This window comes from Nocardioides insulae DSM 17944, from assembly GCF_000422825.1.
In the GTDB taxonomy this organism is placed as follows: Bacteria; Actinomycetota; Actinomycetes; order Propionibacteriales; family Nocardioidaceae; genus Nocardioides; species Nocardioides insulae.
Genome location: NZ_AUGU01000015.1, coordinates 196,684 through 212,981 on the forward strand (window position 1 = coordinate 196,684; position 16,298 = coordinate 212,981).

The window sequence follows — 16,298 nt, forward strand, 5'->3', positions numbered from 1 at the left end:
CATCGATCCCTCTTGTCACCGGACGCAGTCGCCTCGCGAAGCTCGCCACGCCGGATCGATCGGCGGTCGCCCGAGAGAATCGGCAGCCATCCGCTGCGGCCCGAGAGCGGTCGGGGCCGCCCGAGCGGGCTCAGTCGGCCTCGTAGCGCGGGTCGACGTCCTCCGGATCGAGGTCGAGGAGTCCGGCGAACTGTTCCACGATCACCGTGAGCAACACCGCCCCGAGATCGGCCCGATCGACGCAGCGGTGCTCGATGGGACGGCGGAAGAGCACCAGTCTGGTCGGGGTCGTGCCCTGGCCCCGGACGAGCGAGGCGAGCGGCACCGTGTCGGACTCCCAGTCCGCCGGGAGGTGGGGGACATCCTCGACGGCGTACTCGATCCGGCCCAGTCGGTCCTGCCAGCGCGCGTCGACCTCGGTCAGCAGCCCGAGCGCCAGGTCGTCGAAACGCTCCCGCCGGGTGCGCAGTTCCGGTACGCCGGGTTGGGAGGGGACCACGCCGGGTCCGCGCATGCCGCGGCCGCGACGGTCGCGGGTGCGGCGGCGTACCGCGGCCGCCGGAGAAGCCTGCCCGCTGTTCGGTGCGCCCGGTGGCAGACCGGGACCGGTCGGGTCTGCGGCGGAGGAACCGTGCTCGTCCGGGGTCGGGGACGCGTGGGAAACAGCACGCCGGGGTTCCATGCCCGCGAGCCTAATCCGAGGCGAAAGGAGCCCGGAGTACCGTCTGCGTCGTGAGTCTCGCCCGTCGTTGTTCGCGCTCGGCCTGCGGCCGTCCCGCGGTGTGCACGTTGACCTACGTGTACGCCGATCAGACCGCCGTTCTGGGGCCGTTGGCGACCTTCGCCGAGCCGCACGCCTACGACCTGTGCACCGAACACAGCGAGCGTCTCTCGGCACCGCGCGGGTGGGAGGTGCTGCGACTGGCGACACCAGCTCACGACCCCGGCCCGTCCAACGATGACCTGCTCGCCCTGGCCGACGCGGTGCGCGAGGCCGCCCGGCCGGTCCCGCCGGCCCCTGCGCCCTCGGCCGAGCAAGGTGCCCACGAGACCCGTCGCAAGGGCCATCTGCGAGTTCTCAGCAGCGACTGATCCCGGCCGCTCGCCGGCCTCTACATGCTCGGGACGATGCGAGACCACCCCGGCGGCGCGCCGCCGCGCTCACACCCGGATAGGCTCGGCCGCATGGCCAGTGCGCAGGAGGAGATCCGCTCCCCGGACGCTGTCGCCCTCGACCGGGTCTTCAAGGCCTACGACGTGCGCGGCCTGGTGCCGGACGAGCTGGACGCCGACCTGGCCCGGCTGATCGGACGCGCCTTCGCCCAGGTGGTCGGGGCGGACCGGGTGGTCGTCGGGCACGACATGCGGCCGAGTTCGCCGGAGCTGGTCGGCGCCTTCGCCGAGGGCGTCACCGAGTGCGGCACCGACGTGGTGCTCATCGGACTGGCCTCCACCGACGGGCTCTACTTCGCCTCCGGCCGGTTGGAGCTGCCCGGGGCGATGTTCACGGCGAGCCACAACCCGGCGGCGTACAACGGGATCAAGATGTGCCGCGCCCGGGCGCTGCCGATCGGGCGTGACACCGGTCTCGCGGAGATCCGCGAGCTGGTGCTGGCCGGCGCTCCCGTTCCGGAGGGGGCGACGACCGGCAGGATCGTGACCACCGACGTCCTGGAGGAGTACGCCGCCCACCTGCTCACCCTGTCCCCGCTCCCGGCCGGCGCCGAGGGCCGTGCCGCCCGGCGTCTGCGGGTCGTGGTCGACGCCGGCAACGGCATGGCGGGTCACACCGTGCCGGCGGTCCTCGAGCCTCTGCGTGACCGGGTCGACCTGGTACCGCTCTACTTCGAGCTCGACGGCACCTTCCCGAACCACGAGGCCAACCCGATCGACCCGTCGACACTGGTCGACCTGGAGGAGCGGGTGCGGGCCGAGCGGGCAGACCTCGGTCTGGCCTTCGACGGCGACGCCGACCGGTGCTTCGTCGTCGACGAGCGCGGCCGGGCGGTCCCGCCCAGCACCGTGACCGCGCTGATCGCGGCCCGCGAGCTCGCCAAGGAACCGGGCGCCACGGTGATCCACAACCTGATCACCAGCCGGGCGGTCCCCGAGATCGTCCGCGAGCACGGTGGCACCCCGGTGCGCACGCGGGTGGGGCATTCCTTCATCAAGGCCACCATGGCCGAGACCGACGCGATCTTCGGAGGGGAGCACAGCGGGCACTTCTACTTCCGGGAGTTCTGGCGGGCCGATTCCGGGATGCTGGCCGCCCTGCACGTGCTGGCCGCCCTGGCCGGGAGCGAGGGCCCTCTGAGTGCACTGCTGGCCGACTACGAGCGCTACCCGGTGAGCGGCGAGATCAACTCCGAGGTCGCCGACGTGCCCGCCGTGCTGGCCGCCGTGGAGCAGGCCTACGCCGACCTGCCCGGTGTCTCACTCGACCGGCTCGACGGACTGAGCGTCGAGCATGCCGACTGGAGCTTCAACGTCCGCCCCTCCAACACCGAGCCGCTGTTGCGGCTCAACGTCGAGGGCCGCGACCTGCCCACCCTGACCCGTGTGCGCGACGAGGCGCTCGCCCTGATCCGGAAGGACCACCGATGACCTCCCTGGGACTCGACCCACAGTTGCTCGACATCATCATCTGCCCCGAATGCCACGGTGAGCTGACGCCGACGGAGACCCCCGAGAGCACCGACGACGGTGAACTCGTCTGCCAGGGCACCTGTGGCCTGGCCTATCCGGTGCGTGACGGCATCCCGGTGCTGCTGGTCGACGAGGCCCGGCGCGCGCGGGACTGAATCCACCGGCTGGAACGGAGCGAGCGATGGTCACCTGGTTCGACGAATCCCGGCTCGACGACGAGCGCGCCCTGGGCTCCGCCGATCTGCGGCTGCGGACGCTCGCGGAGTCCGGTGCCCGGGTACGCCGTGAGGCGGTCGAGGCCGCGGAGGCGGTGGAGGCCGCGGTGAGCCAGGCCGCGCAGGCCGGTGCGCCCCGGGCGGTGGTCGCCGGCGGCCCGGATTCGCGGCTGTTGCGTGCCGTCCTGGAACCCACCTGTCCGGTGCCGTTCGTGGCGTGGCCGCAGCCGGGTCTTCCCGGGTGGGCCGGCGGGCTGGACCTGGTCGTGGTGCTCGCCCCTGACGGCACCGATCCCGGTACGGCTTCGGCCGTCGCCGAGGCGGTCCGGCGCGGCTGCCAATTGGTGGTGGCCTGCCCGGAGGGCTCGATGGTGGCCGAGCACGCGGCCGGGCGGTGGACCACGATCCTGCCGGTGCGCACCGGCGACCCGTTGGCCACGGCGGTCACGGTGCTCACCTTCCTCGACCGGGCGAAGCTGGGGCCGCAGACCGACGCCGACCGGGTGGCCGACGCCCTCGACCGGGTCGCGTTCGCCTGCTCGCCGCACCGCGATCTCGCGGTCAATCCGGGCAAGACGCTGGCGATCGCGGTGGCCGATGCCACCCCGGTCGTGTGGGGCGGTTCGGTGCTGGCGGCCCGGGCAGCTCGACGAGTGGCCGAGCTGCTGCGCCGCACGAGCGGACGGGCGACCGTCGCCGGCGACGTCGAGCACCTCCTTCCGGTGATCGAGGCGACGTCCTCCCGCAGCGTCTTCGACGACCCCTTCGCCGAGGGTGACCATCCCGCCCGCGCCGTCCTGCTCGTGCTCGACGACGGGAGCGAGGAGCCCGTCGTACAGGAGCAGCGGGCCCGGTTGCTGGCCGCGGCCGGCGAGCGGGGAGTCCACGTCGAGACCGTCGCCGCCGAGGCCGGCACCGAGGTGGCGCAGTACGCCGAGCTGTTGCTCGTCGGCACCTACGCGGCGGAGTACCTCGGGCTCGGCCTCGTCCAGGATTGACCCGGCCGGGTGAGGCACGACACATCCGGGCCCGGCCGATCCCGCTGAGTGAGACGCCGCGAGGGCGGGCTCCGGAACGGTTCCTGAGAAGGGCTCTCAGAATCGGTCGGTAGCCAAGTGCCATGGCCGAGCGAGATCCCTGGTTCGACAACGCGAAGATGGCGCTGGTGACCCTCGTGGTGGTCGGGCACGCCCTCACGCTGCTCCCGGACACCGCACTGAACGAGCACCTCTACGACTTCGTCTACGCCTGGCACGTGCCGGCGTTCGTGCTGGTCACCGGGTATCTCTCCCGACGCTTCGACTACTCCCGCGGGAGCCTGCTCAAGCTCATCCGCACGGTGGCGGTGCCGTATCTCGTCTTCGAGACGGCGTTCGCGCTCTTCCGGATCTACGTCGGCGGCGAGACGCTGGACAACCTGTACGCCGACCCGCACTGGCCGCTGTGGTACCTCTCCGCGCTCTTCTTCTGGCGCTTGCTGACGCCGCTGTTCGCGCGACTGCCTGGACGTCCGTGGCTGCCTGTCTCGGTGGCGGTGCTGGTCAGCCTCATCTCGGGTCTCTGGGCGGGCCAGACCCTCGATCTGGCCAGGGTCTTCGGGCTGCTTCCCTTCTTCGTGTTGGGCCTGGTGGCGACTCCGGAGCACTTCGCCCGGCTGCGCCGTCCCGGTCTGCGCAGCGGCGCCGTGGTGGTGCTGGCCGCGATCCTGGTGTTGACGGCGTACCTGGATCGGCTGGCCTCGACCGAGTGGCTCTACTACCGGACCCGATACCCGGACCTCGACGTCGGTGACGAGCGGGCGATGGTGACCCGGGCCGCGGTGCTGGTGGTCGGCACTGTGGGGGCCTTGGCCTTCCTCGCGCTCGTGCCCCGGGTCGGGGGCTGGTTCTCCCGGTTGGGGGCGGCCACGCTGATCGTCTACCTCTTCCACGGGTTCGTGATCAAGGGGCTCGAGTACGCCTCCTACCCGGCCTGGGCGAGCGACGCTCCGATGCTCTCCCTGGTGGTCACCGTCGTCGGGGCGATCGGGCTCTCCCTGGCCCTCGCCGCCCCACCGGTGGCGAGCCGGCTGGAACGGCTGGTCGACCCGATCGGGCACGCCCAGCAGCCGATCCAGGAGGCCATCGAGCTCCATCGAGCGGCCGATGAGACGGTGGAGCCGACCCCGGAACGGGACCGGGTGGGGTCGACCCAGCTGGTCGGCTGACCGACCGGGTCGCGTCGGAGGTCCGGGGCGAACCCCGTATCCCTCCGTGTGATCCCGGCCGGGCTCGCCACCTGCTGCCGCGCCCACCGTGGCCGATAGGCTCATAGACATGTTCACCCCTGCGGCTGAGGCGACCACGTGAGCGCCGGTCTGTTCGGACTCCTCGACGACGTCGCGACCCTGGCGAGGATGGCCGCGGCCTCCATCGACGACGTCGGTGCCGCGGCCGGGAAGGCGACCGCGAAGGCCGCAGGAGTCGTGGTCGACGACACGGCGGTGACCCCGCAGTACGTCGCCGGCGTCGCCGCCAACCGTGAGCTCCCGATCGTCAAGCGGATCGCGGTCGGGTCGATCCGCAACAAGCTGATCCTGATCCTGCCCGCGCTGATGGTGCTCAGCCAGTGGGCCGAGTGGTTGCTCACCCCGATCCTGATGATCGGCGGCACCTACCTGGTCTACGAGGGGGCGGAGAAGGTCTGGGCCCACTTCCGCGGTCACGACCACGAGGCCCACGTCGCTGCGGAGAAGGGGGCGGACGCCGAGGACGCCCTGGTCGCCGGGGCCGTGCGCACCGACCTGATCCTCTCCTGCGAGATCATGGTCATCGCGCTGTCCACCGTGGCCGACAGCAGCTTCCTCACCCGTCTGCTGACCCTCGCCGTGGTCGCACTCGTGATCACCGTGGTCGTGTACGGCGTGGTCGCCCTGATCGTGAAGATGGACGATGTGGGGCTGCACCTGGCTCAGCGCAGGAGCGCCGCCTGGCAGTCGATCGGCCGGGGGATGGTCGCCGCGATGCCCCGGGTGCTGTCCGTCATCTCGGTGGTCGGGATCGTCGCGATGCTCTGGGTCGGTGGCCACATCATCCTTCAGGGCCTGCACGACCTGGGCTGGAGCGCGGTCTACGACGCCGTCCACCACGTCGAGGAGGAGATCCACCACGCCGTCCCGTTCGGCGGTGCAGTCCTGGCCTGGTGCTTCAACACGGCCTGTTCGGCCGTGATCGGCCTGGTCATCGGTCTGGTCGTGTTGGGGGTGGTGTCGCTGCTGCCCTTCGGACACGGCAAGAAGGGGACCCACGGCTCCGACCCGAGCACGGATCCCGCCGCGCACGGCGCCGAACCGATGAAGCAGCCCACCGATCCGACCGAGCACACCATCGACCCGTCCGGGCCTGCCGATCGGCCGGACGAGCGCTGAGCCCGCGGCGAGCAGACAGCCGAGCAGACGGCCGAGGAGACCCCGCGTCGAGGCGGACCCGCGACCCGTCGAGCCGGGGCCGCTGCGCTCACTGGCCCGGGGAGGTCCCCGGGGTGGATCCCTGGAGTTCCCGCTGTGCGGAGGGGGTCTTCTTCGGCGATGCCGGCGGCGTGGTCCCGTCGATGTCCCGCGCAGCGGAGGGTGACTCCGAGGGCGACCCGGTCTCCTCCTCCTCGGTGGGGGAGTCCTCAGCGGTCGGCTCGTCGGTGGGTGTCTCCTGCTGGGGGGAGACCTCCGTGGTGGGCTCGTCGGTGAGGTCTGTGGTGGGTTCCTGATCGGGGTCGTCCTGGTCATCGGGGTCACCCGTATCACTCGGGTCGGCCGGATCAGAACCGTCGTCCGTGGGGGAATCGCCCTCCTCCGGGGTGACCCCGTCGTCGGGGGAGTCCTTCTCCTCGGGGGAATCGTCCCGATCCCGGTTCTGGCCGACCAGCGTCGAGCGCCGGTTGTCGTCTCCGGTGAAGGAGGCGACGCTGCGTCCCGCGAGGAGTTCGAAGACGGTGATCGCCGCCAGGACGATGATGAACAGGCCGGCGGCGAAGATCCCGATCCGCCTCCAGGGCAGCCCGGAGAGACGATCCTTCCAGCTCCGGCTGCCGGTGGCGGCGCTCCCGGACGCCGTCTCCGCGTCCACCTCCGCGTCCACCTCGTCCAGATCCTCCCGGGCGTGGGCGAGTTCCTCCTCCGCCTCGGCGAGTCGTCGGCGGTCGGCCGAGGTGCCGTGGTTGTCCCGCCGAGCCCGGCTCACGTCTTCCTGGGCGTGGGCCATCCGCCGGGACGCCGCTTCCTGGGCGCGTTCCAGGTGCTGCTTGCTGCGGCTCAGACTCTGTCCGATCGTGGCGGTACCCAAGCTGGCCACCACGCTGCCGACCGCGGCGCCGGCCACCGTGCCGACGGACCCGAAGGTGGACAGCACCACCGCCGAGACGACGGCGGCGAGGGCAGCCGCAACCACCCGGACCCAGTCGAGCTCGAACCCGGTCTTCTCCTCGGTGTCCTCAGGCATCACGCCCAGCCTGCCAGGATCTGCGCGCGATCGGGGCCACGCGAGCAGGAAATACCGGTCGAGGATTCGCCCCGGTCAGGTGAGGCACTCCTAGACTGGCCGGGTCTGCGTGGGAGATCCCGACTACGTGCAGATGCGCGACGCAGGCTGCCCCATTCTTCCGCGAAGGAAAGAGCGCATGGACTTTCAGGTTGCCGACCTGAGCCAGGCCGACTTCGGTCGTGCCGAGATCACCCTGGCCGAGCACGAGATGCCCGGCCTGATGGCGATGCGTGAGCGCTACGGCGCCCAGAAGCCGCTCGCCGGTGCCAAGATCGCTGGCTCACTGCACATGACCATCCAGACCGCGGTGCTCATCGAGACCCTGGTCGCGCTCGGCGCCGAGGTGCGCTGGGCGTCCTGCAACATCTTCTCCACCCAGGACCACGCGGCTGCCGCGATCGTCGTGGGCGAGGGCACCCCGGAGGACCCGCAGGGCGTGCCGGTCTTCGCCTGGAAGGGCGAGACCCTGGAGGAGTACTGGAGCTGCACCCAGCAGATCCTCCGCTGGCCCGACGGCGAGTTCGCCAACATGATCCTCGACGACGGTGGCGACGCCACCATGCTGGTCCACCTCGGCCTCGAGGCCGAGAAGACCGGCACGGCTCCCGACCCCGCCACCGCGGAGAGCGCTGAGCAGAAGGTCGTCTTCGAGGTGCTCCAGGCCTCGCTCGCCGAGAGCAAGGACCGCTGGACCCGGATCGCCGCCGAGCTCAAGGGCGTCACCGAGGAGACCACCACCGGCGTCCACCGGCTCTACGACATGATGAAGGACGGCTCGCTGCTGTTCCCCGCCATCAACGTCAACGACTCGGTCACCAAGTCGAAGTTCGACAACAAGTACGGCTGCCGGCACAGCCTGGTCGACGGCATCAACCGGGCCACCGACGTTCTCATCGGCGGCAAGGTCGCGGTCGTGTGCGGATACGGCGACGTGGGCAAGGGCTGCGCGGAGTCGCTGCGGGGCCAGGGCGCTCGGGTGATCGTCACCGAGATCGACCCGATCTGCGCCTTGCAGGCCGCGATGGACGGATATCAGGTCGACACCCTCGACAACGCCCTCCCGGTGGCCGACATCATCGTCACCGCCACCGGCAACAAGGATGTCGTCACCGTCGAGCAGATGTCGCGGATGAAGCACAACGCGATCGTCGGCAACATCGGCCACTTCGACAACGAGATCGACATGGCCGGCCTGGAGTCCTACACCGGCGTCGAGCGGAAGAACATCAAGCCGCAGGTCGACGTGTGGACCTTCCCGGCGGGCAACGCGATCATCGTGCTCTCCGAGGGTCGTCTGCTCAACCTGGGCAACGCCACTGGCCACCCGAGCTTCGTGATGTCGAACTCCTTCACCAACCAGGTGCTGGGCCAGATCGAGCTGTTCACCAAGCCCGAGGAGTACCCCGTCGGCGTCTACACGCTGCCGAAGCACCTCGACGAGGAGGTCGCCCGTCTCCACCTGGCCTCCCTCGGTGTCACCCTCACCACCCTCAGCGACCAGCAGGCCGACTACCTCGGCATCCCGGTCGAGGGGCCGTACAAGCCGGAGCACTACCGGTACTGACCCACTGGGTCACGGGAGTCCTTCCCGTCTGAAGAACGTGTCGAGTCGGCGTACCTGTGTACGCCGACTCGTCACGTTCTGGCCGTGGTAGCGGGCGCCTCAATGGGCGGTACGACGCCGGAAGGTGACCATCGCCGCGGCGGCGAACACTCCGGCCAGGACGACGCACCACGCCACCGCCACCAGGGCCGTGGAGGTGAGGTCGGCGCCGGCGGGTGCGCCCGGCGTACCGCCCACCAGGAGACCACGCACCGTCTCGATCAGCGGGGTCACCGGCTGATGCTCGGCGAAGCCGGCGAGCCAGTTCGGCAGCGTGTACACCGGGACGAAGGCGCTGGATACGTAGGGCAGGAACATCACGAAGAAGATGAAGCCGCTCGCGGCGTCCGGGCTCCGCACGATCACACCGATGAAGACGGCCGTCCAGGTGATCGCATGCACGAAGAGCAGCAGGAGACCGATCGCGGCCAGCCACTCCAGCGGCGAGGCGGTCGGCCGGAACCCGATCGCGACCGCGACGCCGAACACCACGGCGGTGGTCACCAGGTTCTTCGCGAGGCTGACGAGCACATGGCCGGTCAGCACCGCCCCGGCGTGCACCGGCATGGTCCGCAGCCGTTCCACCATGCCTCCCGACATGTCGGACTCCACGGCGAGCGCGGTATTGGCCGCGCCGAAGCCCGCGCAGAGCAGGATGATGCCGGGGGTGGCATAGGTGACGTAGTCGGTGCCGACCTCGAGAGCGCCGCCGAAGACATAGGTGAACATCAACAAGATGACCACCGGAAGAACGATCGCGGTGAGCATCGCATCCAGGTCGCGGCGGGAGAGGCGCAGAGACCGGCCGGACAGGACACCGACATCGCGGGTGAGGGTGGCGGCGCTCATGAGGCCATCTCCTCGGGCTCGGCGGACGCGTCGACCGCATCGAGGGGCCGGGCGAGGTGGCCGGTGAGGCTGAGGAACACGTCGTCCAGGGTGGGCTCGGGCATGGCCCACGACACCGGTGCGACCCCGGAGTGCTCCAGTCGCTCCAGCACCCAGCGCACGTGCGAGACAGAGCCGTCGGTCGGAAGTGTCACGGTCAGGCCGGCGCCCTCGCGGTCGATCTCCGTCCCCAGCTCCGCCGCGGGCACGACGTCCAGGGCCTCGGCGGCGCGGACGGCGTCCGGCCCGGTGGCGAGCGTGAACTCCAGTCGGGCCTGTCCGACCCGTCGCTTGAGGTCGACGGGGGTGCCCTCGGCCACGACCCGCCCGCCGTCCACCAGGGCGACTCGGGAGGCGAGCTGGTCGGCCTCCTCGAGGTACTGAGTCGTGAGGAACACGCTGCTGCCCTCGGCGACGATCCGACGGATCACCTCCCACAGGGAGGTCCGGCTGCGCGGGTCCAGCCCCGTCGTCGGCTCGTCGAGGAAGAGGACCTGCGGTCGGCCGATGAGAGCCGCGGCCAGGTCGAGGCGGCGCCCCATACCTCCGGAGTAGGTCTCAACGAGGCGTTCGGAGGCAACACCGAGGTCGAACTCGTCGAGCAGCCCGTGAGCCCGGTCGTGGGCGGCACGGCGACCGAGCCCGGACAGACGGCCCAGCATCACGAGGTTCTCCAGGCCGGTCTGGCGCTTGTCGAGGGAGACCTGTTGGCCTGCGACGCCGATGTGTCGTCGTACTCGCGCAGGGTGGCGGAGAGGGTCGACGCCGGCCACCGTGACCTGGCCGCGCTGGTGGCGCAGCTGGGTGGTGAGCACCCGGATCGTGGTGGTCTTGCCTGCGCCGTTGGGGCCGAGCAGGGCCAGCACCTCGCCTCGTGGCAGGACGAGGTCGACGCCGTTCAGGACGGGCACCGGCCGGCGCGCTGTTCCGAGGGTCACTCCGACGTCTGCCATGACGACCGCTGCGTCGGCAGGTGGTTTGCGTGGTCGCATCTGCGCTCCTGTATGGGTGATAAACAGTTTATGGCAATATCGATGTTGGGGTGATAAACCGTTTCTGTCAAGCAAGCACCGAGCCAGTGAGGAGACCCGCGGTGGTAGAGGCCCCGGACGACGCGAGCGCTGAGGGTGTGACCGGGGGCGGACTCGATCCCGCCCTGCGCCGACTCTGGGAGGAGCCCGCGCCCCCGCGCCGCGGCCCGCGTCCCTCGATGAGTCGCGCCGCCGTGGTCGAGGCCGCCTTCACCGTGGCCGACCGGGAGGGCCTGGCCGCGGTGTCGATGGCCCGCATCGGCGAGGAACTCGGGGTGACCGCGATGGCGCTCTACCGCCATGTGGCCTCCAAGGACGAGCTGCTGGAACTGCTCGCCGACCGGATCAGCGCTGAGCTCGCGCCGCTCCCGCCGGGCTTCGACTGGAGAGCCGGACTGGAGAGCTGGACGCTGGCCCAGATCCAGCTGGCGCTGACCCATCCCTGGTTCATCGACCTACCGCTACCGACCGCGCGGGTGGGGCCGCAGCGGATGCGCTGGCTCGACCAGGGCTTCACCGTGATGCGCGGACTGCCCCTGAACGCCGGGGAGAAGCTGCGCATCCTCGGCTTCCTCGCCCAACACGTGCTCGGCGAGGCGCGGGTACAGATCGACAGCCGGCGCGCCGCAGCCTCCGTCGTCCGGCGGCGTGCCGGCCTCCCCGACGATACTCCCGTCGACGAGCTGGACCCCGTTGATCTGGCCGCGGCCGAGCCGTTCGCCGATCTCGAGGAGGTGCTGGCCCACTACGCCGACCCGGAGTCACTGCCGGGTCTGTACGAAGCCGTGCTCGGCCCGGAGGGCGTGCCGGTGCCGCCGGAGCCGGTGGGCGACGAGATCGGGTTCGGGATCACCGTGATTTTGGACGGCCTCGAGGTCTACCTCGCGCAGAAGAAGGCACGGTGAGGCCGCCTCGCCCGAGGGGTGGGCGGAACGCGCTGAGGCCCGGCCCTGCGATGCCTTGACGGTGACTGGTGGGTAGCGTGCGGCAAGATGGGAGTCATGAGTGAGTCGGTCGCGACCTCCAACGCTGCGCGGGGCAGGATCCTCGTCGTCGACGACGACGCGTCCCTCGCCGAGATGCTGGCGATCGTGTTGCGGCAGGAGGGTTTCGAGACGGACGTGTGCGAGCGCGGGGACCAAGCGCTGAGCCTCTTCCGCGAACGCCGCCCGGAGCTCGTGCTCCTCGACCTGATGCTGCCCGGGATGGACGGTATCGAGGTGTGCAAGCAGATCCGGGCCGAGTCGGGGGTCCCCATCGTGATGCTCACCGCCAGGAGCGACACGGTCGACGTGGTGGTGGGGCTCGAGTCGGGAGCCGACGACTACGTCGTCAAGCCGTTCAAGCCCAAGGAGCTGATCGCTCGCATCCGCGCCCGCATCCGGCGCAGCGATGCCGATGCCCAGGAGGACCTCAGCATCGGTGACCTGCTCATCGACGTCGCCGGGCATCGGGTCACCCGCGACGGTGTCGAGATCGGGCTCACGCCCCTCGAGTTCGACCTGCTGGTCTGCCTGGCCCGGAAGCCGCGGCAGGTCTTCAGCAGGGAGGTCCTCCTCGAACAGGTGTGGGGTTACCGTCATGCGGCCGACACCCGCCTGGTCAACGTCCACGTGCAGCGGCTGCGCTCGAAGATCGAGCACGATCCGGAGAACCCCGAGATCGTGGTGACCGTGCGCGGCGTCGGGTACAAGGCCGGGCCGTGACCGGCTCGCCGGCCGGTCGCCGCCGACCCCGCCTCGGCTGATGGGAGCCGGTTCGGCTCTGCGGGGCCTGCTCACGGTGTGGCGGCGGTCCCTCCAGGCGCGCGTCGTGGTCAGCACCGTGGTGCTGTGCACACTCGCTATCGGCCTGGTCGGGTGGCTGCTGCTCGAACAGACCCGCCAGGGACTGCTCGACCATCGCATCGAGCAGATCGAGGCCGAGGCGGCCACTGAGGTCCAGGATGCACAGGACCGGCTCGCCGCCGCCTCGGCGACAGACGTCGACGCGTCCAGTCAGCGCAGGGAGTTGGTCTCGCCGATCATCCAGCGCGGCGGCAGCCGCGGCTTCGCGGTGGTGCTCGCCGGACCGGTGGCGGAGGGTGAGCGGATCTCCGGGGGTGGCACCGAGTCCACGCCCGGCCTGGACACGAATAGCGTCCCCGCCGATCTCCAGGCCCACTTCGAGGATCCGGCCGCCGGGGCGGCCTGGACCTACACCACCATCCGCTCGGCCGACGAGGACGGCGTACTCACCGAGTCCCCGGGGATCGCGGTGGGACGCCAGGTCGAGCTGCCGGCGGACGGGTCGACGTACACGATGTACCTGCTGTTCAGCCTCGCCGAGGAGCAGGAGACCCTCGACCTGGTGATCCGCGCGCTGGCGGTGGCCGCGGTCCTGCTGACCCTGCTGGTCGCCGGAGCTTCCTGGGTGGTCGCCCGCCAGGTCGTCACCCCCGTCCGGATGGCGCGCGAGACCGCTGAGCGGCTGGCCTCCGGACATCTGGAGGAACGGGTCGAGGTGCGGGGCGAGGACGACCTGGCCCGGCTGGCGGTGTCGTTCAACCAGATGGCCAGCAGCCTCCAGCTCCAGATCCGCCAACTGGAGGAGCTCAGCCGGGTACAGCGTCGGTTCACATCCGACGTCTCCCATGAGCTGCGGACGCCGCTCACCACGGTCCGGATGGCGGGCGACGTGCTGCACGACGCGCGCGGGGACTTCGATCCGGTGACGGCTCGGGCGGCCGAACTGCTGCAGACCGAGCTCGACCGGTTCGAGGGTCTGCTCGTGGACCTGCTGGAGATCTCACGCTTCGACGCCGGGGCGGCGGTGCTGGAGACCGACGACGTCAACCTGGTCGACGTGGCCCACCGGGTCGTCGACTCCACCGGGGCGGTGGCCGAGCAGCACGGCGTCCGGGTCACCGTGCGCTCGCCCGGACACGCCTGCCTGGCCGAGGCGGACGTCCGCCGGGTCGAGCGGATCCTGCGCAACCTGATCACCAACGCCATCGACCACGCGGCCGGCTCCCGCCGGGTGGAGGTCCACGTCGCCGGTGACGACCACGCCGCAGCCGTCGCCGTCCGTGACTACGGCGTGGGCCTGGCACCGGGGGAGTCGGCGATGGTCTTCAACCGGTTCTGGCGGGCGGACCCCGCCCGCGACCGGTCCAGCGGCGGAACCGGACTGGGTCTCTCCATCGCCCTGGAGGACGCCCACCTGCACGGCGGTTGGTTGCAGGCCTGGGGGAGGCCCGGTGGGGGCGCACAGTTCCGGCTCACCCTGCCGCGCCACGTCAACCAGTCGCTCACGCACAGTCCGCTGCCGCTGGTTCCCCGTGACGCCGCCGCCCCGCCGCCCGACGCCGCCCCGCCGGCTGCGGTCGGCCCTCAGGCCGATCCGGACGCCGGCGGCGAGCGACGTACCGACAGTGCGCGCCGACCCGACCCGCGGCCACGGCCTACCACGGGCCAAGACCCCCGCCTCGGGGCCGACCTGCCGCCCGGTCCCGGCTCCTACCCGGAGCCCGGCCCGCAGCCCGGCCAGGGGCCAGGGGCCGATCCGCGGACGGAATCACGGGCCGACTCGCACAAGGGGGAGACAGGGAGATGACGGATCGACGAGGGTTCCGCCGGGCGTCACAGACGCCGGCGGGCGCCTCCGGCCGGGTACGCCGTACGCCCCGTGGCCGGCTGGGCGCGCTGGGCGGGCTGGGCATCGCCCTCGTGCTGCTCCTCACCGGATGCGTCTCGATGCCCTCCTCCGGCCCCGTCGTCGAGGCCGAGGACGCCCTGTCCATGTCGCCGGACTCGGGAATCGCGATCGCCCCCCGGCCGCCCGACCCGGGCGCCTCGCCGGGGCAGATCGTCCAGGGGTTCCTCGACGCGATGCGGGCCACGCCGGTGCAGACCAGCGTGGCGGCCGAGTACCTCCTCAGCAGTGCGCGCTCCTCCTGGGATCCGGGGCGTGAGCTGATCACCTACACCGAACGCACCCAGCCGGCGGGCGCCGACCCGGTGAGCGTCGAGCTGATCGGCGCTGAGCACCTCGACGACCGTGGCCGCTGGCTCGGGGATCTGCCCGAGGACCGGACCACCCTGACCTTCCCGATGGTCCGCGAGGACGGCGAATGGCGGATCAGCGAGGCACCCGACGCTCTCGTGGTGCCGGGCTGGTGGTTCGACTCGCGCTACCGACAGGTGTCCCTGTACTTCTTCGACCCCACCGCCGAGATCCTGGTGCCGGAGCCGGTCTTCGTGGCCCGGGGATCCTCCCTCGCCACCGAGCTGGTCCGCGGTCTCGCACAGGGGCCGGCCGCCGGGGCCACCGGCGTGGCCCGCACCTACTTCCCGGCGGGGGTCAGCGAGGGACTATCGGTGCCGGTCTCCTCGGACGGGAAGGCCGAGGTGGCCCTCACCGGTGTCGGTGCGACCCCCACCACCGAGACGGTCGACCTGATGAGTGCGCAGCTCGCCTGGACCCTGCGTCAGGACCCCAGCGTGTCCACGGTCCGGCTCAGTGTCGACGGTGAGCCGATGCAGTCGTCCGGTGGCCGGTCGGAGTTCAGCGTGGAGGACAGCCCGGAGGTCGACCCCGCCGGCTATCAGCCCAGTCCGTACCTGTTCGCCGAGCGGGGCGGGGTGCTCGCCACCGGTGAGGGTGCCGGCTTCGAACCGGTGGTCGGCACGCTGGGCAGGATCGCCCTGGACTGGCGCTCCCAGGCCGTCGACCTGGGAGCGGTGACCGCGGCGGGCGTCTCCGGTGACGGTCGTAGCCTCCAGATCGGGCCGGTGCGGGCCGACGGTCCGGCGACGACGGTCGTCTCGGACGGGCAGGACCTCCTCCGTCCGGTCTGGGACGCCCACGGCCGCCTGTGGGTCGTCGACCGGACCTCCCGCGGTGCGGTGGTCACCTATTTCCTGCACGGCGAGCGCCGGCGGGTCCAGGTCCCCGGCGTGAGCGGGCAGCGGGTGCGTTCGGTGTTGGTCTCCCGCGACGGCAGTCGGTTGGTCGCGGTGGTACGGCGCTCGGAGACCGACCGGATCGTGGTGAGCCGGCTGCGGGTCAACGACAGTGGGCAGGTCTTCGGCGCCACCGAGGCTCGCCAGATCAGCGATGAGACCGATGGGGCGCCGCAGATCCGCGATCTGGCCTGGCTCTCGCCGACCTCGATCCTGGTCCTGCACCAGTTCGGCACCAACGCCCAGATCCGCACCGTCTCGGTGGACGGCTCGCACTCGGGCTTCGACTCGGTCTCCCTCACCCTGCCCACCGAGGTGAGCAGCCTGGCCAGTTCCCCGGTGACCGCCTCCGCGAGGTACGCCGTCACCGAGGGCACGCTGCGCGGACTCACACCCGACGACCCGGACTGGGATCTGCCGGAGGACGTACGCCGTCCCGACTACGTCGGCTGAGACCG

At 71.1% G+C, this 16,298-nt stretch carries 15 protein-coding genes; 11 read left to right on the top strand and 4 right to left on the bottom strand.

The window, feature by feature from the left end:
* Nucleotides 1–130: 130 nt before the first annotated feature.
* Nucleotides 131–682 (bottom strand): metallopeptidase family protein, encoded by a 552-nt coding sequence (locus tag G515_RS0107630; protein ID WP_245565287.1) that lies wholly within the window; start codon nucleotides 680–682, stop codon nucleotides 131–133.
* A 50-nt stretch (nucleotides 683–732) separates the two neighbouring features.
* On the opposite strand from G515_RS0107630, the gene G515_RS0107635 reads away from it, so the two are divergent.
* From G515_RS0107635 to G515_RS20100, 6 genes are all read left to right on the top strand, one after another.
* Nucleotides 733–1,092 (top strand): DUF3499 domain-containing protein, encoded by a 360-nt coding sequence (locus G515_RS0107635; protein ID WP_028659682.1) that lies wholly within the window; start codon nucleotides 733–735, stop codon nucleotides 1,090–1,092.
* A 93-nt stretch (nucleotides 1,093–1,185) separates the two neighbouring features.
* Nucleotides 1,186–2,604: a phosphomannomutase/phosphoglucomutase gene (locus G515_RS0107640; RefSeq protein WP_051217994.1), complete on the top strand. Its 1,419-nt coding sequence runs from the start codon at nucleotides 1,186–1,188 to the stop codon at nucleotides 2,602–2,604.
* Complete coding sequence (locus G515_RS0107645; protein ID WP_211220977.1) at nucleotides 2,601–2,801, top strand: Trm112 family protein; 201 nt, start codon at nucleotides 2,601–2,603, stop codon at nucleotides 2,799–2,801. The genes G515_RS0107640 and G515_RS0107645 overlap by 4 nt, the downstream gene beginning before the upstream one ends.
* Nucleotides 2,802–2,827: 26 nt before the next feature.
* Nucleotides 2,828–3,859 carry an SIS domain-containing protein gene (locus G515_RS0107650; RefSeq protein WP_028659685.1) on the top strand — a complete coding sequence of 344 codons (1,032 nt, stop codon included), beginning with the start codon at nucleotides 2,828–2,830 and terminating at the stop codon, nucleotides 3,857–3,859.
* Between the two features lie 122 nt (nucleotides 3,860–3,981).
* Nucleotides 3,982–5,067 (top strand): acyltransferase family protein, encoded by a 1,086-nt coding sequence (locus G515_RS20095; protein WP_051217995.1) that lies wholly within the window; start codon nucleotides 3,982–3,984, stop codon nucleotides 5,065–5,067.
* Between the two features lie 138 nt (nucleotides 5,068–5,205).
* Nucleotides 5,206–6,267: a DUF808 domain-containing protein gene (locus G515_RS20100; RefSeq protein ID WP_084653276.1), complete on the top strand. Its 1,062-nt coding sequence runs from the start codon at nucleotides 5,206–5,208 to the stop codon at nucleotides 6,265–6,267.
* Between the two features lie 88 nt (nucleotides 6,268–6,355).
* On the opposite strand, the gene G515_RS0107665 is transcribed toward G515_RS20100, so the two are convergent.
* Nucleotides 6,356–7,333: a hypothetical protein gene (locus G515_RS0107665; protein ID WP_028659686.1), complete on the bottom strand. Its 978-nt coding sequence runs from the start codon at nucleotides 7,331–7,333 to the stop codon at nucleotides 6,356–6,358.
* A gap of 178 nt (nucleotides 7,334–7,511) precedes the next feature.
* Here G515_RS0107665 and ahcY point away from each other — a divergent pair, with 178 nt between their 5' ends.
* On the top strand, nucleotides 7,512–8,939 hold the full coding sequence (gene ahcY, locus G515_RS0107670) for an adenosylhomocysteinase (RefSeq protein ID WP_028659687.1): 1,428 nt from the start codon (nucleotides 7,512–7,514) through the stop codon (nucleotides 8,937–8,939).
* A gap of 99 nt (nucleotides 8,940–9,038) precedes the next feature.
* On the opposite strand, the gene G515_RS0107675 is transcribed toward ahcY, so the two are convergent.
* Nucleotides 9,039–9,827, bottom strand: a complete 789-nt coding sequence (locus G515_RS0107675) for an ABC transporter permease (protein WP_028659688.1) — start codon at nucleotides 9,825–9,827, stop codon at nucleotides 9,039–9,041.
* Nucleotides 9,824–10,819 carry an ATP-binding cassette domain-containing protein gene (locus G515_RS0107680; protein ID WP_036554885.1) on the bottom strand — a complete coding sequence of 332 codons (996 nt, stop codon included), beginning with the start codon at nucleotides 10,817–10,819 and terminating at the stop codon, nucleotides 9,824–9,826. The genes G515_RS0107675 and G515_RS0107680 overlap by 4 nt, the downstream gene beginning before the upstream one ends.
* A 257-nt stretch (nucleotides 10,820–11,076) precedes the next feature.
* On the opposite strand from G515_RS0107680, the gene G515_RS20105 reads away from it, so the two are divergent.
* The 4 genes from G515_RS20105 to G515_RS0107700 all read left to right on the top strand — a co-directional run bounded on the left by G515_RS20105 (nucleotide 11,077) and on the right by G515_RS0107700 (nucleotide 16,293).
* Nucleotides 11,077–11,802 (top strand): TetR/AcrR family transcriptional regulator, encoded by a 726-nt coding sequence (locus G515_RS20105; RefSeq protein ID WP_084653298.1) that lies wholly within the window; start codon nucleotides 11,077–11,079, stop codon nucleotides 11,800–11,802.
* Nucleotides 11,803–11,898: 96 nt separating this feature from the next.
* Nucleotides 11,899–12,603, top strand: a complete 705-nt coding sequence (mtrA, locus tag G515_RS0107690) for an MtrAB system response regulator MtrA (RefSeq protein WP_028659690.1) — start codon at nucleotides 11,899–11,901, stop codon at nucleotides 12,601–12,603.
* A 40-nt stretch (nucleotides 12,604–12,643) separates the two neighbouring features.
* On the top strand, nucleotides 12,644–14,491 hold the full coding sequence (gene mtrB, locus G515_RS20110) for an MtrAB system histidine kinase MtrB (RefSeq protein WP_084653278.1): 1,848 nt from the start codon (nucleotides 12,644–12,646) through the stop codon (nucleotides 14,489–14,491).
* A complete protein-coding gene (locus G515_RS0107700; protein ID WP_028659691.1) occupies nucleotides 14,488–16,293 on the top strand; it encodes an LpqB family beta-propeller domain-containing protein in 1,806 nt (601 codons plus the stop codon). The genes mtrB and G515_RS0107700 overlap by 4 nt, the downstream gene beginning before the upstream one ends.
* Nucleotides 16,294–16,298 lie beyond the last annotated feature (5 nt).